Raw genomic sequence first — 20,072 nt, 5'->3', positions numbered from 1 at the left:
TATAGGTTTATGAAGAGATAGTTAGGGGAACGACTTGTTAAAATGCAATCATGTCAATTATATAGGTAAGAAATATAATATATTAATTATTGAAGATGCTCAAACCATTAATAATTATATTTTCAAAACCTTAAGTAACATGGGTCATAGTTGTGATCAATCTTTCGAATTTTCTAAGGCACAATCATATTTAGAAGAGAAAGATTATGATTACGTATTATTAGATCTTAATTTACCATACTTATCAGGTTATGATTTATACAATGAAATAAGAAAGCTAACCGATGCTAAAGTAATGATATTATCAGCAGAAACAGATACTGAACAACGTGAAGCACTGTTTAAATTGGGAGTAGTCGATTATATTGTTAAAGATAACCACTTTAATGAAGCTGTAGAAGAATTAGGCAACATATTTTGTAAACTTGAACAAAATAATGATGCCACAATACTTGTTATAGATGATTCAAAATTTTTACAAATCAGTATAAAAAAGATTCTTAATGCCAGAAACTATAGGATAGTACCTGCTTATACAGGTGAAGAGGGCATTCAAAAGTTACATGAAAATGATGTAAATATGATCATTTTAGATATGGAATTACCTGATGCTAGAGGGTTGGATATTTTAAGAAAGATAAAAAAAGAAAAACATTTTTCTAATATACCTGTTATGATTTTATCAGGTACAAATAATCCAGAAACAATCAGGGACAGTTATAAAGCCGGTGCATTTGACTATATAAGTAAACCGTTTAATGTTGAAGAGTTAGTATTAAAAGTTGATATGTCAGTAGATGCTGATAGAAAAAATACTGAAATACTATGTAAACAGCAGCTTTTGAATGAATATAAGGATGCCGTAGATAGAAGTTCGATCGTTTCCAAAACTGACTTAAAAGGGATAATTACATTTGTAAATGATAAATTCGTAGAGATATCTGGTTATTCTAAAGATGAATTAATTGGAAAACCACATAATATGGTTAGACATCAAGATATGCCAAAAGAAGCTTTTAAAGATATGTGGGAAACTATCCAAAATAAAAAACCTTGGTATGGTAAAGTAAAAAACAGAAAAAAAGACGGTGGACATTATTGGGTTAATACTGTAATAAACCCTATCGTAGATTATGATGGAAAAGTAGTTGAGTATATTGGCATTAGAAGTGATATTACAGAGATGGAAGATATCAAAGAGGAATTAGAGCAAAATCTAAATATAACAAGTAAAAATTTCAGTGAAGCATATAAATTATCTAAAGAGTATGAAAGAGCAATTGACTCAAGTAATATTTTATCACGTACAGATATAAGTGGAAAAATAACATATGTGAATGATAAGTTTATAGAGATATCCGGTTATTCAGAAGATGAATTACTTGGCAATACACACAGGATTTTAAAACATCCAGATAATTCTGCACAAATATATAAAGAACTTTGGAAAACTATAAGTTCTGGAAAAGTTTGGAATGGTCAGTTAATGAACAGAACCAAAGATGGAAAGACTTATTATGTTGATTCATCTATAATCCCCATATTTGATGAAGCAGAAAATATTATAGAGTATTTAGCAATAAGACATGATGTTACAGATATAGTTACATTTCATCAAGAACTGGAAGATACTCAAAAAGAAGTAATTCATAAAATGGGTGAAGTTGGTGAAAGTCGTTCTAAAGAAACAGGTTACCATGTTAAAAGGGTGGCTGAATATTCAAAGCTATTGGCAATGCTAGCTGGACTTGGAAAGAAAAATTCAGAGTTGTTATACTCAGCTTCACCTATGCACGATATAGGAAAAGTAGGTATACCCGATTCTATACTTAAAAAACCAGGAAAACTAACTGACAAAGAATGGATAATCATGAGAAGTCATTGTGGTGCTGGTTATAATATATTAAAAAAATCAAAGCGTCCAATTTTAAAAGCAGCTGCAATTGTTGCATACAGACACCATGAAAAATGGGATGGTACAGGTTATCCAAAAGGTTTAAAGGGTGAGGATATACATATATTTGGTAGAATAACTGCTATCGCAGATGTATTTGATGCTTTAGGAAGCCACAGGGTATATAAGAAAGCTTGGGAGCTTGATAAAATTTTAGATCTTTTTAGAGAAGAAAGAGGAAAGCATTTTGATCCAAAGTTAGTTGATATATTTTTAGATAATATAGATAAATTTTTAGTTATAAGGGATAAATACCAAGAATCTTAAGAATGAAACTACTTGAGTATTATTTAATATTATCAAAAAACCAGTAAAAACCCATAATTAAACCTGGTGTTTTCTGGTATTTTTGATCAAACATAAACTCTTTAGCTTCACTAACAGGGATGTAAATTACCTCAATATCTTCATCATGAAGCCCACCGCCGTTATTTACCTGCATATTGTCATCACACTCTGCATAGTAAAGTGTTTGCCTAGTTCCGCTTATACCAACACTTGTATAAAAAGATGTGATCTCTTTGATTGAGCGTGAGTCTATATCGTAACCACATTCTTCAAGAACTTCCTCTTTAGCTATCTCTACTTTTGGTTTGTCTTTATCGACAATACCTGCACAAAGCTCATATGTTACACCATTTGTTTTATTTGCATTTAGCACAGGTATTCGCATCTGTTTTACAACTACAAATGCGTCCTTATCTTTATTGTACAAAATGATCGAGACACTGTCATGGCTTAAAACAGCTTCCCATACTTTTTTCTCACCCTTATATGTATAGTCAATTTTCATAGGTTTTATAAACTTTGGATTATCTAGTTTTCCTATGTTTTCTATAGTTGTAAATTTATTCACAATTTACCCCGTCATAAAAGTAGCATACTCTATCTGGTTTAGGCTCTTTTATAAATTTAGTAAAGTTTTCAAGGTGTATATTTAAACTCTCATCGTAGTTTTTCTTAAGTTGCAAAAACTCTTCTTTCTTTTTACCTTTTAGTTTAGTAGTAGTAACTTGAACTACACGAAGAGGATTTACCGCACGTCCATGTTTATACAAACCAAAGTGAAGGTGTGGACCAGTTGATAGACCTGTACTTCCTACATAACCAATTGTATGACCTTTTTTTACATACTTACCTTTGTGTATGCCTCTGCGGAAAGATTTCATGTGAGAGTAAAGTGTTACATAACCATCAGAGTGTCTTATTTTTATTAAGTTTCCGTAACCGCGAGTATAGCCTTTAAATATAACTCTTCCGCTTCCAGCTGCTACGATCGGTGTCCCGCGGCGTGCTGCATAGTCAACACCTAAATGGGCACGGTATTTTTTGAGTATTGGGTGAAAACGTCTTTTTGTAAAGTACGAAGATATACGTGCATTTTTAACTGGACGTGCAAGTAAAAAACCTTCAACTTCATGACCTTTTGAGTTGTAATATCTGTCATCTTGTGTATTGTGGTAAATATAGTGTTGTTTACCGCGCATCTCAATCATTGCAGCTTTTAAAATCGGCATAGAGAATGGCTCTCCCATGCGGTACTTTTGATCATACATCATGATCAATGTATCACCTTTACGAAGATCTCTTTTAAAGTTTAGGGAATATCTGTAGTTAGCTACAAAGATTTGAGCAAGTTTTTTACTTCCTGTTGCTTTGATAATGTCGTAGTAAGGAGAGTTGTTTATCTTCAGTACAAAAGCTTCACGTTTTGTTTCACTGACAATAGGTATAACCTCAAAGTGGTATTCACCGTTGTGTTTATATAAGTGGATTTGTAGTTCGTCATTCATAGGAATGAGAGTTTGTACAACTTCACCATCATCTTTTTTAACAACTTGACAGTTTGTACCTGCACGAACCTCTTCCAAAAGCTTTTGATCATCTTTGTCTAGATCGTAGTAAAGCTCTTGAACAGGTAGCTTGTGTTGCTCTAGAAACATAAGGTAAGATACACCGTCGGGCCATCTAAAAGAATCTACTTTAGAGCCAAAAAGTGTTGTAATTAATATAAAAAATAGTATTGATATACGAAACAAAAATTAAACCTGTAAAAATTATTTTTGTAACCTTATCAAAAATTAGCTTAGTTGCGATATAATCGCAATAAAATTATAAAAAGAAGTTAGATGAAGTATATTTTTACGTTAATGTTTTTATTGTCGTCCATTTACGGTTCTGTTTTAAAATCAACTATTGCAAGTGTAGATCATGAAAATGACACAGCTACTATGAAAGTTGAAAAGATAGACGTAGGAATGAGTGGATTTGTTGTTCATAAGTTAGATAAAGATCACTCAAGTATTGTAAAAAGTGCAGTTGTAGAGAGTTTTAAAGACAGTGTAGCTGTTTTAAAACTAAGTGATTTTGAAGACTTGAGTAATACTGCTTTACCATCTGGTAAATGGATTATAAAAGAGGGTGATACTGTAATCATGGCTTTTGGTTACAAAAGAGCACTGCTTATTGCACCGACTTCTGAAATTTATAACAAAATAACAAAAAGCGCATCAGATATTCAATGGCTTCATCCTGATATTTTTGCGACTATTTTATCAATTAACGGTCATCCTACACCTTTAAAAGAAGATTTTGATCATATGACTTCATCTTCATATATAGGCTTAATTTTTATCTATTTAGACTCAAAACTATATACTTTGGATGCTAAAAGCTTTAAAATACTTCATACATCAGATGTTTCATTAGAACAAAAGAAAGATATGCTGCCTTTTTACAGCCGTGTAGAAGAGATAGACGCAAACTGGTTTGGTGAGGGTAGTGATGAACTTGAAGATTATGAACCTCATTATTATGAACTTTTAATAGAATATAATCCTGAAGATGAAACACTAAAAAAAGCTTATGAAGCTTATGAAGAAAATAACAAAGAGACAGAGGAGTAAAAGATGGATGCAAAACACATAAAACATTTTGAAAGTATAGTTGGAAATGATAATGTTTACAGTGATAAAGCACATTTAATCGCATACTCTTATGATGCTACACGTGAGAGATTTGAACCTGATGCTGTAATTTTTCCAAGAAGTGAAGAAGATATCTCTGCTATTTTAAAATATTGTAACGAGCATAAAATAGTGATTGTACCACGCGGAGCTGGAAGCGGTTTTACTGGCGGTGCACTTCCTAGTAACGGCGGTATCGTGTTAGCTATGGAGAAACATATGAATAAGATCTTAGAGATTGATCTTAAGAATATGGTTGCAGTAGTTCAGCCTGGTGTTGTAAATATGGAACTTCAGCGTGCAGTAGAAGAGGTTGGTCTTTTTTATCCGCCGGATCCTGCAAGCCAAGACTACTCTACAATCGGTGGAAACGTTAGTGAAAATGCAGGCGGAATGCGCGCTGCAAAATATGGGATCACAAAAGATTATGTAATGGCTACTCGTGCAGTACTTCCAAACGGTGATGTTATTAAAGCTGGTAAAAAGACTATCAAAGATGTAGCAGGTTACAATATAAGCGGTATCTTGATAGCTAGCGAGGGTACGCTTGCAGTTCTTTCTGAGATCACACTTCGTCTGATTCCAAAACCTAAAATGACAAAAACTGCTATGGGAATATTTCCAACAGTTAACGATGCTATGGAAGCTGTTTATAAAACTATGGCAAGCGGTGTAACACCGGTTGCTATGGAATTTTTAGATAATTTGACTATACGTGCTGTTGAGCAGACTTTTAACAAAGGTTTACCTGTAGATGCAGGTGCACTTCTTGTAACTGACGTTGATGGAAACTTAGAAGATGATCTAAACTTCCAGCTTGCTCAGATTGAGAAAGTTTTCTTTGAAAATGGATGTACTGAGTTTAAAATTGCTAAAGATGATAAAGAAGCTGCAGATATTTGGTTCGCACGTCGTAACGCTTCACCTGCATTAAGTGTATATGGAAGTAAAAAGCTAAATGAAGATGTGACGGTTCCTCGTGCAGTTTTACCTGAACTACTTGAAAAGTTTTATGCCATAGCTGATAAGTATCAAATCAATATACCTTGTTTTGGTCATACAGGTGATGGAAACGTACATACTAACGTAATGGTTGATGGAAGCGATCCTGAACAGGTTAAAATAGCTTATCAGGCTATTGAAGAAGTTTTCCAAGCTACGGTTGATCTAGGTGGTACGCTAAGTGGTGAACATGGAATAGGGCTTGCAAAAGCTCCATATATGGGTATGGCATTTACAGACGAGGAGATGGCTCTATTTAAGTCTATCAAAATGGCATTTGACCCAAACAACATTTTAAACCCTTCAAAAATGGGGCTTAACTAAAGCTAAGTTATGTTTGCTTTAGTAAAGAAATTCTACAACATTGTTTTAGATAAGGAGCTGTCTTTACATGCAGCTTCTTTGAGTTTTTATACAATATTTTCAATAGTACCTTTACTTTTAATACTTATGAGTATTGTCTCATATTCCGATCTTTTTTTGCAGATCTATAAAGAGATTCAAAACCTTATAGTAAGTAACTTTTTACCAGTGAATCATGAACTTATTATGAGTTATCTGGATAAGTTTTTAGAACACTCTTTAGAGATGAGTCTATTTAGTTTTGTTCTTCTTCTCATATCATCATTATTGTTTTTTCAAAACTATGAATATGTAGTAAATAATATATTTGAAGCCAAACAAAGAAGTTTTTTAGAGACTCTTTGTATTTATGTGCTGATCATTATAATAACACCTCTCTCTTTAGGTGCAACATTTTATATATCTGTTTATTTAGCTGGTGCAATTGAATCGCATTCTTTAACATCAGGGATAGATATTTTGCCTTTAATTCCATATGTGATTATTTTACTTTTGTTTTTTATATTATTTAAATTATCTGCAAATGTAAAGGTTAGTTTTAAAGCTGCGGCTTTAAGTTCATTAGCTGTGACTACAGTATTTAGCATAGCCAAAAACATGTTTATATATTATGTATTTATAAACCATTCATACAATACACTTTACGGCTCTTTTTCTATTTTAATGTTTCTCTTTTTATGGGTATATATTTCATGGTTTATATACCTACAAGGTCTTAACTTTTGTAACTATATAAACAAAAGAGATCTTTAGATGAATTTAAAATGGATATATGAATGTGAAAACGTTGACTGGGATGAGCTTTCACATCTTTACAAAATAGCTCCCCTTGGAGATAAAAAAGCAGATGATCTAAAAACAGTTTTTACAAATAGCAGATACAAGTGTTTTGTGTATGATGGTGCAAAAATTATAGGTGTGGGCAGAGCATTGGCTGATGGTGTAGATGCTTCATACATATGTGACGTGGCAATTGATCCAGGTTATCAAGGGCATGGGATCGGCAAAGAGATAGTAAGTAAACTTGTTGAGTTCAGCAAAGGACACAATAAAATAATTTTATATGCAAACCTAGGAAAAGAGCCGTTTTACGCAAAACTAGGGTTTGCTAAGATGAACACCGCTATGGCTATTTTTAAAAATCAAGAACGGACTTTGGAAGTTGGTTTGGTTAGTGAGATGGTTTCAGATAAAAAGTAGTGCTATTATTATAGAGTATAATACTTGTAATATTTAGTAAAATGTAGTATTTATTAGGAGAGTATATTGATACCAGATGTTAATCCTAGTGCCATCAATAATAATGAAGCAATATTTATTTGGTTAGATATATTAGGATTTTCTGAAGCATTGGAAGATGAAAGAGCTTATAATAAACTAAATAAATTATTAAATAGCTTTAAAACAACATTCTTAAGCAAAAAAAGCTATGGTTTGAAAGTTATTTCTGATGGTATAGTTTTAAAAATTGGTTCAAAAAACTATAATGATATTCGTGAAATATTTGAAGAGATCGCAATAAAACAATTTCAATTTATACTTAAAGAAGAATATTTTATTCGGGGTGGTATAGCTGTTGGTAGTCATTTTAATACTAAAGAAGATGATGAAGATTTTTTGATGATGGGTAATGGGCTTTCTCGTGCAGTTAAAATGGAAGAAAAAGTGGTACACCATGCAATTATAGGAACAGATAATAAGACAATTGAACAAATACGTTTCATTTGTGGATTAGAGGTTGAAGAAGAATTATTTGGACTAAATAAAACAGTAAATGAAAATGGAGACACACTATATTTTATCGACTATCTTCAAAAAGATATTGAGTTAGAAAATATGTTACATAGTAAATTGAATTATTACAAAGAAAATCCGAAAATTCAAAAAAAATATCTTTGGATATACAGATATTATATCAATAAATTTGGGAGTACTGACAGACCTTTTGAAGATGTACTTGGAGTATTATTATGACTTATATAGATTTACACCTTGAAAAACTGGATAGTAATGAACAATCAAGACAATTTAAATTTTATGAAATATTAGAGCAATCCAACTGCAATGTTATTGTTGTATTAGGTGCCCCTGGTAGTGGCAAATCATCTATTCTAAAAATGTATCAGGAAAGTAACCAAGAATCAGTAGATATTTATAATGTTAAAAATTTTATTGACTTGGAAAAAACTACTACAAAACCTATTTTGTTTTTAGATGGACTAGATGAGTTTAGGAATACATCTAGTGATAAAGTATTTGTCATTGAAAAGTTAGGTTCTAAAATATCATCACTCAAAAATACAAAAGTGATAATTTCATGTAGAGAAATGGATTGGTATGGAGAAGATGATAAAAACGCTTTAAGAGATGAAATAAATAAAGAAGTAGAGATATATCGGATTCTCCCATTAAACTATTCACAACAGCTTGAATTAGCAACAAAGATGCAGATTGATAACCCTGAAGAATTTGTAGAGAGTTTATCTGACAAAGGATTAATAAGTAATCCACAAATGTTTGTAATGATGGCAGATTTATATATTAAAAATCCAAAACTTAAAATTGCTGGCAAAAGTGAGTTGTATAAAGAGTATACTAAATATACAAGGGAGAATAACCCACGATACAAAAGAAATAAGATTAATACTTTAAGTGAGGAAGAAACATTCAAATTTGGAGGTTATCTAGCGACTTTCTATATTTTTTCTAGTATCGATCTGTTTAATGAAACAATTCTTGAAAGTATTGCCACAACAGATTTTCCACTGGATAAACTCAATACCATTTTAAACACTAAACTTTTTACGGAACATAAGTTTAGTCATAGAACAATAGCCGAATTTTTAGCAGGGAATTATCTTGCAAACAATGTTTTAAATAGTTATGTTGGACTTAACGTCAAAAGGATTAAGAGCTTATTTACAGATAGTAATAAAATTCCAACTGAATTAAGAGGAACATATGCTTGGCTTTGTTCTATAAGTAAAAACCATGAACTTATTGCAGTTGATCCTTATTATCAAGCTATTCATGGAGATAATGCATTGTTTGATGTTGAACAGAAAAAAGAGATAATGAAAGACATTAAACAATATGCTCAAACAAGTCCATATTTTTATAAGTTTAATCACAAGTTAGATTTACAAGGTTTTTATGATTCAAGATTAGAAGAATTTTTTATTCAAGAATTAAATGATGAATTAACATTTAAAAGTCACTATATATTTTTTATATGTTCTGTTCTTGAGGGTGCAACAGAATTTGGAATTAATCTACGAAAGAGCATAAAGGCAAAAATTCTTGATAGTTCAATAGCAGATTATTACCGAGATAATCTTATCGAAGTACTAAATAATGAAGATGATTTTTTGGTTGAAGTTCTCGATAAAATTAAAAATAATGAATTAGACGATGAAAATGATCGGATAAAAGAAGCTATATTAAGAAAGCTTTATCCCACAATAATAACGCCTGAAAGTGTAGTTCAGTATCTTAAAACGTATTCATCAAAAGAAATTATGAGTTACTGTTATTTTCTTGAAGATACACCATATGAAAAACAAAGACAATTAGTTGATGAGATACATCAATTTAGTTTACATAAGAAAGATAATAATCAACAGTTAATTATTAAAGATACTATCAAACATTTTGTGGATTTGTATTTTCTAAATACAGTTCTTAAATTTGATGAAGAGTTAAATGCAGAAGAAATTTATAAAATATTGAAATATTTTAAATCTAAATATTACAAAGATTTTGAATCAATTGACTTTGATAGCTTTTCATGGCGATTAACAGATGGACAATATGACGAAAAAATGCAAAGACTTGCAAACGAGCTTTTTAAATTCTATATTAAAGATGAACTAACGCATACTAAAGAAGAACGTTTTAGATTTTTTAATTTTCAGTATTTTTTTAATTTAAAAAATCCAAATAATCAATATGAAACCTTATTGAGCTTTTTATCTTTTGATATAGATATGGAAATAAACAAAACACTTTTACTGGATGCCGTATCATATGCTCCAAGAGATGAAGAAAAAAACATAATCCCATTAGTTGAACTGCAAGCTAAAGCAAAAGAATTTGGATTAGAAAGAGAACTTGAGATGCGGTTAAATCCTCCTAAAGCAGAATGGGAAATTGAGGATGAAAAACGAATAGAGAAGCAAAGAAAAAAAGAGCAAAAAGAACTTGAAGATAATGAAGAACATTTTGCAAAAAAAAGTGATGAAGAGATACAAAAATCATTTAATGATTTACATTGGTTTAGTAAATTTGTCTATTTTGAAAGAGAAAAAAAAGAGTTAAAATTTATCACTCAAAAGACCTATGAACGACTCAAAGAACTTTTAAGAACATCAATATTTAATGAATGGATTGAGCCTGAAATATTAACTATTAAACACTTGGCTCAAAATAAGAGTAATAAACGAAATATCGACACGATGTATTATGCCGCATTAGCATTAAATAATGATAATAATGAAATTGTTGAAAAAATAAAAGATGAGAGTTTTATAAAGTATCTATATATTATTTCTTTATTATCAAGTAATGTTGGAAATATTAAAAGAGCTGATTTTCATGAAAAAGTTGATAATGCTTTTGCTCTTGCTACACAAAAAGAATATATTCGTATTTTGGTATCGAACTATATTCCTAAAGTTGAAAACTTAATGATGAAATATATAGAAAATGAAACAGATATTAAGTCTCTTAAAACTTTAGCTATGACTAATGATTACAATCAAAGAGGTTTTAAAGACTCATTTATTGATGAGTTTTTGAGTGTATTCAACTTTAATATTTCGCAAGAAGATTTGACACAATTAAAATTATATTCTGACGATTCAAATAAAGTAATAATAGAAGTTCTTGAATGTTTTACAGGTAAAGAATGCAAAGAATTTTCAATGAAAATGGCAATTGCTATGCATGGTGTATTTTCCCATAACAATTTTGAGATTTTTAAGCTTTATCCAAATCCAAAAAAAGTTTCAGCCGTGAGTAAAATGATGCTAGCGTTTAATACAGAAGAGTCAATAAAAAGTGTAAATGGTATACAATCAAGCAAAAATATATGTGCAAGTTTTTTAACCAATCAAGTTTTAAAAAGGTTTATGTTAGAGGAATGCGAGGAATTACTTAAAGAGCATGAAAACGATATTTGGACTAACAAAATAAAGAATGCAATAGATGAAAAAAAACAATCTAAAATGGATGCTCAAGGATATGGACACTATTCAATTGAATATGTTAAAGATTTTTTATTAAAAAAGTCAATTGTTTCTGAAAAAGACTTTTTTGAGGATGTTTGTATCAAATTAAATGATTTAGTAAATACTATACAGATGAATAGAGATAATGAAAAAGATAAGTTTTATAATGTAACACAACCAAAAGATGAAGAGTCGTGTAGAGATATTTTGCTAAACGATTTAAAAAAATATAATAATGAATTGGTACTAACACGTGAAAAATATGAAAAAGCTAATAAACGTGTTGATCTAAATATAAAGTATAAAAACAATGATCGTTTTGAGGTTCAAGTAGAGTGTAAAAAAGATAAAAATCAAGAGTTACTTGCAGGAATAGAGGAACAATTAATTAAACAGTATCTGTATGAATCATCAAATATTCAATATGGAATATATTTTATTTTTTATTTTGCTGAGATAAAACAAACACCAAAACAACTTTTAGAAGAATTAAAAAATAAAATACCTAGTAATTATAAAAATAAAATTGAAATCATTTTACTTGATTTAAGAAAATAAGGGATAAAAAATATGATCACAGATTTCTCAACACTAAACGAATCAAAAAAATACTCCATCATGAGCAATACGATCTTCCCTCGTCCGATCGCTTGGATAACTACGGAGGATGAAGGCATAGTAAATCTAGCACCATTTAGTTACTTCGCACCTTTAAGCTCAGAACCTCCACTTGTGATCGTATCTATTGGGCACAAAGAAAACGGTGAGCCTAAAGATACTCTTGCTAACATTATGAAAAGTGGAGTATGTACTATCAACTTTGCTCATAAAGAGCTTTTGGAAGAACTTAAAAACTCAGCAGAAGCTTTACCAAAAGATGAAAGTGAATGTGAAAAATTTAATATCAAAGCAAAAAAGGTTTTAGAAATTTTTCCACCTATGGTTGCAGATGCAAAGTGTGCTTTGTTTTGCGAGTATGTAAAAAGTGTAGATATAGGTAGTAGGTTCGAGCCTATAATACTAAAAATAAATCATATTTACATAGCAGATGAAAACATTGATGAAAAAAATCATATCCATTTGGAAAACATAGGAAGAGTAGGTATGGAGTATTTAATAGATAGTACGAGAGTTAAATAACATGACACCTGCTATACGTTTACTGAAAAAGCAAAAAATTCCGCATACTGTTCACGAGTATAAACACGACACCAGTGTAAGCTCTTACGGTGAAGAGGCTGCACAGAAAATGGGAGTGCAGGCAGGCAGAGTTTTTAAAACTTTGGTAGTTCAAAGTGACAAAATGTTGGCGGTTGGGATCGTTCCGGTGTCTTCAAAACTGAGTCTGAAAAACATGGCAAAAGCACTTGGAGTGAAAAAAGTTGCGATGGCTGATCCAAAAGATGTTGAAAACGCAACGGGATACATTTTAGGCGGAGTTAGTCCGCTGGGACAAAAAAAGAGACTAAAAACTGTTATAGATGAGAGTGCATTTGAGTATGATAGTGTCTTTGTCAGTGCAGGAAGACGAGGTCTTGAAGTTGAACTCTCAGCGTCTGATTTGAAAAAACTTCTTCAAGCTGTTTATGCTGAAATAGCAGGTTTATAAACTCTATTTTGTAAAATCTACTATCTCACCGTTAAGCGATTTAAAAAATGATATGATTTTTTCAATTTCAATATCACTTAGATCTATTCTAAGTTGGTGTAAGCCCATCATTTTTACTGCTTCTTTTAGCTCTTTTATCTCGCCGTTATGAAAATATGGTCCAGTTTTTACGACATTTCTAAGTAGCGGTACCCTAAAATATCCTTTGTGTTTTCTTGAACCCGTAAAACCGCCTATGTTCTCAAACGGAAAAGCTACACCGGTATTGTTTTTATGACACTCATCGCAAGATAAAGAACTAGTAGAAGAAAAGCCCTCTTTTAAAATTTTCATATCACTATTTTGTATTTGCGATTCTAAAGAATTATTATATTTATTTAAAAGTGTTTTGATCTCATTAGGTTTTTTCATACTCCATATGGTGTGGTAAGAGAGAGGAAATTTTCTTATCGCTTGACCACCAAAACCTATACCGTTATGACAACCTACACAACCTTTTGTTATAAAAAGTTCCATACCGTCTTTTTCATTCTGCGAAAGCTTCTCAAAGTACCCTAGTAAAAAATCATCATATCTGCCTCTTGTGACCAAAGTTTTTTCATACGAAGATATAGCTTCTGCAATCTTATCAAATGTAATATCTTGTGTGCTAAATGCATTTTTAAACATATTTATATACGCTTTATTTTCAGATATTCTTTTTTCAGCTAAAGGCGGAGTTATAGACATCTCAAAAGGTGCTTGAAGTGGTCCTTTGGCTTGATTTTCAAGCGTTTCACTTCTGCCATCCCAAAAAAACTTTTTTGAAAATGCAGTGTTTAAAACAGTTGGAGTATTTAAATGAAAGGGGTTTTCTTGACTTTTATGCCCTATTGCCGTTGGTTTGGCATCTGCACCACCAAGATTAAAGTTGTGACAAGATGCACAGCTTATATCTTTGTTTAACGAGAGGTTTTTATCAAAGAAAAGTTTTTTACCTAAGATAATTTTATCTTTACTAAGATCGTTAACACTTGAATTTAAATCTTTTAAGAGGGTTTCAAAATCTTGTGCTACAGGTTTCAAACCGCTCTTATAAGCGAGTTCAACCAGTTTTAAATCTTCCAATGAGAAAAGATTGATTGTTAATAATATTAATATGATGTATTTCATTATGAACTCCTTCTTTTAATTTACAAATCATAATAGATATAGATTTTTATTTATGTGACCGGGATCACACATAAAAAAAATAGATGTTGATATATTTTTATAATCATTAATATATAGGAGAATTGCTATGAAATATTTTTTAGTGGGCGGTTTTGGATTATTGGTACTTGTACTTGTGTCAAAAGTTTTTGTAGTGTTAGGTTTGATCAATTTGGAAACTTTCTCTTCAGAAGCAAGGATAAAACAAACTAAGGTTGAGCAAATTAATGAAAAAAAGCTTCAAACTATCGGTAAGCAGACTTATGAAGTTTTTTGTTCATCTTGTCATGGTATGGATGGAAAAGGTAACAATGGTAAAGCTCATAATCATACCAAAAGAATTGCGAAAAAAACAGTACTAGATATTATAAAAAACGGCTCTAACAATTTTAAAACAATATATCCATCAGGTATGCCATCTGGTTTAGTAAACGAAATGGAAGCCCAAGAGGTTGCGACATATGTTGCAAACGGTATGAAGACTAAAAAACCAAAAGCTTGGAGTGTATGTGCATCTTGTCACGATGAAAGCGGAGAGGGAATATTGTATGTAGCTCCAAATATAAAATACTATAGTGACGAGCTAGTATTAACCGTATTAAAAAATGGTAAAAAAGGTGTAATAGGCACTATGCCGGACTCTTTTGCAGATAAACTTTCGGAAATACAGATAAAAGCGCTTGCAAACTATATAAGAAGTATACAAAAATAAACTTGTGTGATTCAGATCACTGAGTAGTTTTTTGTTTTGTTCTAAACTTCTTTTTACATTCATTAATAAAGGAGAATAAAATGAATAATATAAATAAATTCATAGGCGTAATGTTTATAACAATGCTTATGGCTTTTAACTTACAAGCGGACGAGTCTAAACGTCTTTTAATCTCACTATCATCAGGTGATTTTAAATCAAGCGGTAGCGGAGTGGCTATTGCAAACGCTATGCAGGATGCAGGTGTAAAAACTGTTGTTTTTATTAACTCAAACAGTGTTAAATACGCACTGAAAAATGGTAAGCAAGAAAAATTTGGACCTACAAACAGCACTATAAAAGATATGTTGTCATCTTTGGTAAAGAAAGGTGGAGCCGTAGTTATATGCGGTATGAATGCAAAATTTCAAGAAGTTCAAGCGAAAGATGTAGTAAAAGGTGTTAAAATTATAGGTGGCTCTCAAGCATATGGTGCTCTGTTCGCACCAAATACGCAAACATTGTCTTTTTAAAAAATATGGTTAAACCGCTTTGGTTTAGCCAGTAAATATAGAGGGGATAACGATGGATCTATTTGAATATGAGTTTTTTAACGATATAAAAAAAGAGGATAAAGAGAGAATTGAAAAAAGTTCTAAATTTATATCCCTTCCTATCGGTTCACAACTTTATTATGAAGGTGATATCAATCAGGATATATTGTTTTTAAAACAGGGAAAAGTTAAGGTCTACATAACTCCTGAAAATATTGACAAAGGTGAAGTTACACTTTATTATATATCTGCCGGTGAACAATGTTTAGTAAATACCTTTAGTACAGTTACTCAAACTCCGACTTTGGCTTCTGCAGTCGTAGATGAATCTATTGAGGGCTGGCTGATACCAAAAGAGGATGTCTTATGGCTTATTAACAACTCTCAAAGTTACAGAAATTTTAAAATAGAGTTATGTGGAGAGAGACTTGGAATAGTAATGGATCTGATTAAGTCTATTAAGTTTGACCAATTAGATCAAAGGTTGTTAAATTGGCTCTATGTGCAAGGAAAAAATACTATAAAAATCACACATGAAAAGATAGCAAATATTTTGGGTGTTTCAAGGGAAGCAATTAGCAGAAACCTAAAAAAACTTGAAAACTCTGGTAATATAAAACTTTCCCGCGGATCTATAACGCTGCTTTAGAAATAAATAAGTATAAAAAAAGAGATATAGATTCTAAAAATAATACAAAAAGTATATATTTTTTAAATACACTTGCAAATGAAAATAATATATGCAAAATTAGGTAGATAAAACTAATATTTACAATATATCCTACTTCTGATAGAGTTAAAAAACTGGTAAGCATAGAATCAAAAATATCTCCTAGCCCTATAATGTGTATAAGTATACTTAGAGGATAAAAGAGAGTAAACAGTGTTGTCCAGAGTATTGAGAGTGGATGATATAAACTAAAGTTTCCAAACAGCACAAGTGAAAAAGGAAGCATTGTAAGATATACCCAAAAAGGGATGAGTGTAAACTGCCACACTTTGTTTATATGTTTGAAATGGATGAGAAATAAAAATATATAAAATACTCCGCTAACACTCAGCCAAAATCCTATGCTGAAAAATAGTCTTGGAAATATACAAAGCAGTAGGATAACTGTTAAAAGAAGTGTCTGCATAGAGATTATTTTATATCCCCTATCATAAAGAAAAAATCCAATTATCAGCATTGCATAAGCTCGAAGAAGAGATGGTGGTGAATCTAAAAACAGCAGATAAACCAAAAGAGTAATACTTATAAATATAAACGAATCTACTTTGTAACTTCTATATGGAAAATATTTTTGTTGTAAAAACTTGTAAGGAAATTTGAATAAAAAGAACAATACAGCTGCAAGTACTCCAAGATGAAAACCGCTAATAGCAAGAAGATATGACACTCCTAAGTTTGAAAAAATTTTTTGTAGATCTGTCGGAAGGGGAGTAGCTGTATAGAGTGCTTGGTAGATCGAAGCTATATTTTTGTCTTTATGTAGTTGTGCAATGTATGTATTTAGGCTTTCTCTGAGAGATATATGTTTATCGATATTTAAAACTTTAGAATAAGCGTAAAAGTAGGTCATATATTCATAAAAGTTTATCTCACCTGCAAATATTTCAAGTTTTAGTTTTTTATTTTTAACATTAGGAAAATTTTTATTAACTGAGGTATAAAAATAAAAACCTTGATCAGATTTTAGTTTTAGAACTTGATACTTTTTAGATTTAGAATTTTTAGTTTGTTTTGTTTGTTTTGTTTTAGTGTATTGTTTGACAACTTCAGCATCTACAAGAGCGCTATCAAATCTTGTAAGATTTTTATAGTTGTTGTATTCTATAAGGAGTGCATAAAAAAGGATGAATAAACAGATGCCAAGAAAGGCTAAAAACTCTTTTTTAGTATTAAAGAGTTCTATCCTTTGTAGTTGCATCTACAATGTCGGCATTGAGATTGAGTCGTTTTGAGCAGGCTCAGGAATGTCACCGACATCCATATTTGCAGATTTTGTATCGACAGTTTCAAAAGCTGTCTCAATAACTCTTGGACTAGGTTCAACAAACCTTGTAAGTTTTTTCTGAAATACAAGTTTAACATGCCCTGTAGGTCCATTACGCTGTTTACCGATAATGATCTCAGCGTCTTCTTCCTCTTTTTCAACGTATGTAGGTATAAACTCTTTACCTTCAGCTTTGGCAGCTTTTTCACGCTCTTTTTCCTCTTTGTAAAGGTAAACGTCATCACGGTAAACAAATAGGATAATATCCGCATCCTGCTCAATCGAACCAGACTCACGAATATCGCTTAGCATAGGACGTTTGTCGTTACGAGCCTCAAGACCACGGTTAAGTTGTGAGAGTGCAATGATCGGTATGTTTAGCTCACGTGCAAGCATTTTAAGTCCACGTGAGATTTCAGATACTTGAAGGTGTCTGTCTTGGTTTCCGATTCCCTGCATAATTTGAAGGTAATCGATCACGGCAATCTCGATCTCAGGATGCTGATTTTTCAGTTTACGCAGTTTTGAGCGAAGCTGGTTAATGTTGATACTACCCTGATCGTCAACAAATAGTTTAGCAGAGTTCATCTTGTCAATTGCACCGCCAAGACTAGTCCACTGATCATCACTCATATCACCAACACGTAGTTTTTGTAGTGGTATAGATGTCTGAATAGATAGAAGCCTTAACATCAACTGCTCAGCCGGCATCTCTAAAGAGAAAAAAGCCACACCTTTACCTGCTGTGATTATAGAGTTTACTGTATTTAGTACAAAAGATGTTTTTCCCATCGCAGGACGAGCAGCGATAATAACCAAATCACCCTTACCAAAACCAGTGGTCATCTTGTTTAGCTCGTTAAACCCTGTATCTACACCAACTAAAACTGAGTTACCTCTAGCTTTCATCTCTTTGATGTACTCCATAGTATCAAAGGTCATTTGAGGTGAGTCTTTAAAGTCACTTGTCTGATTATCTTGCGTAATGTCGTATAGTTTTTTCTCAACTATATCAACTACTTCCGCAGATGGAAGTTCCTCTTCAACAGTTACGCGTTTGATCTCTGTAGTTAGAGTAAGAAGATGGCGTTTTAGAGATTTGTCTTTGATCTCTTCAACATATGCTTTTGTGTTTGAGATTGGGTTGGCTGATAATATTTCAAGCATAACCTGCTCATCAAACTTTTTAACTGCCACAAGCTCTTTTTTTATAAACTCTTCATCGATCGGCTGATCTTTTTGTAAAAGCTTCATCATAGCGTTAAATATATCTTGGTGCGCAGGAAGATAAAAATCATCTACTTTTAGTGCAGTGCTTAACTCGTCAAACTGAGCTGGTTCAAATACGATTGAACTTAAAATACTTCTCTCAAAAGCCAGATTATATAAGTTTTCTTGCATTAATTATCTTCCTCTTTTTTTGCCATCTCTTCAACCTCATGGACAAACTTGTCAACAAGCTCTTTCTCATCCAAGTTTGCTACAACTTCACCCTTAACCATTACAAGACCTTTGCCTTTTCCATACGCTATAGCCACATCAGCATGAGCGGCTTCACCTATGGCGTTTACAACACATCCCATTACTGAAACATTTAGCGGTGCTTTTATATGTTTGGTACGCTTTTCAATCTCACTTACCGCACTTACAAGATCAGCTTCAATTCTTCCACATGTAGGGCACGAAATGATGTTAAGACCGTCTTTTGCAGCACCGCTGTCTTTAAGTATTGCGCGAGCTACATTGATCTCTTCTTCAAGCTCACCTGTAATACTTACACGCATAGTATCGCCTATACCATCAAGTAAAAGTGCACCAAGTCCGATTGAACTTTTAACCGTAGCGTGAAACAAAGTTCCAGCTTCTGTAACACCCAAATGAAAAGGGTAGTTGTTTTTTGGTCTTAACATTCTGTATGCATCAACTGTACGCTGAACATCAGAGGCTTTTAGAGATACTTTTATATCTTCAAATCCTAAGTCTTCTAGGTATTTTATATTGTACTCGGCTGAAGCTACCATACCCTCTGCACTTTGACCGTATTTTGCATCAAACTGCTTTTCAAGACTTCCTGCATTTACACCAATGCGGATCGGAAGATTTCTCTCTTGACAGGCTTTTACAACCTCTGCTACTTTTTCTTTAGAACCTATGTTTCCTGGATTAATACGAATACAGTCAACAACTTCTGCAGCTACAAGAGCTAACTTATGGTTAAAGTGTATATCTGCAACAAGAGGTAGTGAGATCTGCTCTTTGATCTCTTTAAGTGCCAGTGCATCTTCCATATCTGGTACCGCACAACGGACGATATCACACCCTGCAAAGTGCAGACGGTTGATCTGCTCAACTGTCTCTTTAACATTAGAAGTTTTAGAATATGTCATAGACTGTACGCTTATAGGCGCATCACCACCAACAGCAACATCACCGACATATATTTTTTTAGTAGGTACTCTTTTTATCATAAAAGAGATTTTATCTTTTTTGAGATAATAAAACCCTTTTATGAGTTAAATA

Annotated in this window: 18 protein-coding genes; 12 read left to right on the top strand and 6 right to left on the bottom strand. The window is 32.0% G+C overall.

Going from position 1 to position 20,072, the window contains the following annotated elements; all coding sequences use genetic code 11:
- The first annotated feature begins 34 nt into the window (after positions 1 to 34).
- Positions 35 to 2,221 (top strand): response regulator, encoded by a 2,187-nt coding sequence (locus tag ABZA65_RS01080; protein WP_373069692.1) that lies wholly within the window; start codon positions 35 to 37, stop codon positions 2,219 to 2,221.
- Between the two features lie 19 nt (positions 2,222 to 2,240).
- Here the strand turns inward: ABZA65_RS01080 and ABZA65_RS01075 are convergent, their stop codons facing one another.
- Both ABZA65_RS01075 and ABZA65_RS01070 read right to left on the bottom strand, forming a co-directional pair.
- The gene (locus tag ABZA65_RS01075) at positions 2,241 to 2,813 is read right to left on the bottom strand and encodes an NUDIX domain-containing protein (protein WP_373069960.1); all 573 of its coding nucleotides are present in this window, start codon (positions 2,811 to 2,813) and stop codon (positions 2,241 to 2,243) included.
- Positions 2,803 to 3,993, bottom strand: coding sequence for a peptidoglycan DD-metalloendopeptidase family protein (locus ABZA65_RS01070; RefSeq protein WP_373069690.1), 1,191 nt, complete (start codon positions 3,991 to 3,993; stop codon positions 2,803 to 2,805). The genes ABZA65_RS01075 and ABZA65_RS01070 overlap by 11 nt, the downstream gene beginning before the upstream one ends.
- A gap of 90 nt (positions 3,994 to 4,083) precedes the next feature.
- Between ABZA65_RS01070 and ABZA65_RS01065 the strand changes: the two genes are divergently transcribed.
- The 8 genes from ABZA65_RS01065 to ybaK all read left to right on the top strand — a co-directional run bounded on the left by ABZA65_RS01065 (position 4,084) and on the right by ybaK (position 13,122).
- Entirely contained in the window at positions 4,084 to 4,860 is a 777-nt protein-coding gene (locus ABZA65_RS01065) for a plasminogen-binding N-terminal domain-containing protein (protein WP_373069688.1), read from the top strand.
- A gap of 3 nt (positions 4,861 to 4,863) precedes the next feature.
- Positions 4,864 to 6,246 carry an FAD-linked oxidase C-terminal domain-containing protein gene (locus ABZA65_RS01060; protein ID WP_373069686.1) on the top strand — a complete coding sequence of 461 codons (1,383 nt, stop codon included), beginning with the start codon at positions 4,864 to 4,866 and terminating at the stop codon, positions 6,244 to 6,246.
- Between the two features lie 9 nt (positions 6,247 to 6,255).
- A complete protein-coding gene (locus tag ABZA65_RS01055) occupies positions 6,256 to 7,038 on the top strand; it encodes a YhjD/YihY/BrkB family envelope integrity protein (RefSeq protein WP_373069684.1) in 783 nt (260 codons plus the stop codon).
- Positions 7,039 to 7,485, top strand: coding sequence for a GNAT family N-acetyltransferase (locus ABZA65_RS01050; protein ID WP_373069682.1), 447 nt, complete (start codon positions 7,039 to 7,041; stop codon positions 7,483 to 7,485).
- Between the two features lie 66 nt (positions 7,486 to 7,551).
- Complete coding sequence (locus ABZA65_RS01045) at positions 7,552 to 8,259, top strand: hypothetical protein (RefSeq protein ID WP_373069680.1); 708 nt, start codon at positions 7,552 to 7,554, stop codon at positions 8,257 to 8,259.
- On the top strand, positions 8,256 to 12,071 hold the full coding sequence (locus ABZA65_RS01040) for an NACHT domain-containing NTPase (protein ID WP_373069678.1): 3,816 nt from the start codon (positions 8,256 to 8,258) through the stop codon (positions 12,069 to 12,071). Before ABZA65_RS01045 ends, ABZA65_RS01040 begins: the two co-directional genes overlap by 4 nt.
- A 12-nt stretch (positions 12,072 to 12,083) precedes the next feature.
- Positions 12,084 to 12,653 carry a flavin reductase family protein gene (locus ABZA65_RS01035; RefSeq protein ID WP_373069676.1) on the top strand — a complete coding sequence of 190 codons (570 nt, stop codon included), beginning with the start codon at positions 12,084 to 12,086 and terminating at the stop codon, positions 12,651 to 12,653.
- A gap of 1 nt (position 12,654) precedes the next feature.
- Positions 12,655 to 13,122 (top strand): Cys-tRNA(Pro) deacylase, encoded by a 468-nt coding sequence (gene ybaK, locus ABZA65_RS01030; RefSeq protein WP_373069674.1) that lies wholly within the window; start codon positions 12,655 to 12,657, stop codon positions 13,120 to 13,122.
- A 3-nt stretch (positions 13,123 to 13,125) separates the two neighbouring features.
- Here the strand turns inward: ybaK and ABZA65_RS01025 are convergent, their stop codons facing one another.
- Positions 13,126 to 14,274, bottom strand: a complete 1,149-nt coding sequence (locus tag ABZA65_RS01025; RefSeq protein ID WP_373069672.1) for a cytochrome-c peroxidase — start codon at positions 14,272 to 14,274, stop codon at positions 13,126 to 13,128.
- A gap of 127 nt (positions 14,275 to 14,401) precedes the next feature.
- Between ABZA65_RS01025 and ABZA65_RS01020 the strand changes: the two genes are divergently transcribed.
- The 3 genes from ABZA65_RS01020 to ABZA65_RS01010 all read left to right on the top strand — a co-directional run bounded on the left by ABZA65_RS01020 (position 14,402) and on the right by ABZA65_RS01010 (position 16,207).
- Positions 14,402 to 15,025, top strand: coding sequence for a c-type cytochrome (locus ABZA65_RS01020; protein WP_373069670.1), 624 nt, complete (start codon positions 14,402 to 14,404; stop codon positions 15,023 to 15,025).
- 80 nt (positions 15,026 to 15,105) lie between these two features.
- Entirely contained in the window at positions 15,106 to 15,537 is a 432-nt protein-coding gene (locus ABZA65_RS01015) for a DsrE family protein (RefSeq protein WP_373069668.1), read from the top strand.
- 52 nt (positions 15,538 to 15,589) lie between these two features.
- Complete coding sequence (locus ABZA65_RS01010; RefSeq protein WP_373069666.1) at positions 15,590 to 16,207, top strand: Crp/Fnr family transcriptional regulator; 618 nt, start codon at positions 15,590 to 15,592, stop codon at positions 16,205 to 16,207.
- On the opposite strand, the gene ABZA65_RS01005 is transcribed toward ABZA65_RS01010, so the two are convergent.
- The 3 genes from ABZA65_RS01005 to ispG are packed head-to-tail and all read right to left on the bottom strand — an operon-like array spanning position 16,191 to position 20,020.
- Positions 16,191 to 17,486 (bottom strand): ComEC/Rec2 family competence protein, encoded by a 1,296-nt coding sequence (locus ABZA65_RS01005; protein WP_373069664.1) that lies wholly within the window; start codon positions 17,484 to 17,486, stop codon positions 16,191 to 16,193. The genes ABZA65_RS01010 and ABZA65_RS01005 overlap by 17 nt on opposite strands.
- The gene (locus ABZA65_RS01000; protein ID WP_373069662.1) at positions 17,487 to 18,953 is read right to left on the bottom strand and encodes a replicative DNA helicase; all 1,467 of its coding nucleotides are present in this window, start codon (positions 18,951 to 18,953) and stop codon (positions 17,487 to 17,489) included.
- On the bottom strand, positions 18,953 to 20,020 hold the full coding sequence (ispG, locus tag ABZA65_RS00995) for a flavodoxin-dependent (E)-4-hydroxy-3-methylbut-2-enyl-diphosphate synthase (RefSeq protein WP_373069660.1): 1,068 nt from the start codon (positions 20,018 to 20,020) through the stop codon (positions 18,953 to 18,955). The genes ABZA65_RS01000 and ispG overlap by 1 nt, the downstream gene beginning before the upstream one ends.
- Between the last annotated feature and the right edge of the window lie 52 nt (positions 20,021 to 20,072).

This window comes from Sulfurimonas sp. (assembly GCF_041583195.1).
GTDB lineage: Bacteria > Campylobacterota > Campylobacteria > Campylobacterales > Sulfurimonadaceae > Sulfurimonas.
Note: the sequence above shows the minus strand (reverse complement) of the source record. Positions and strands in the feature narration are given on the sequence as shown.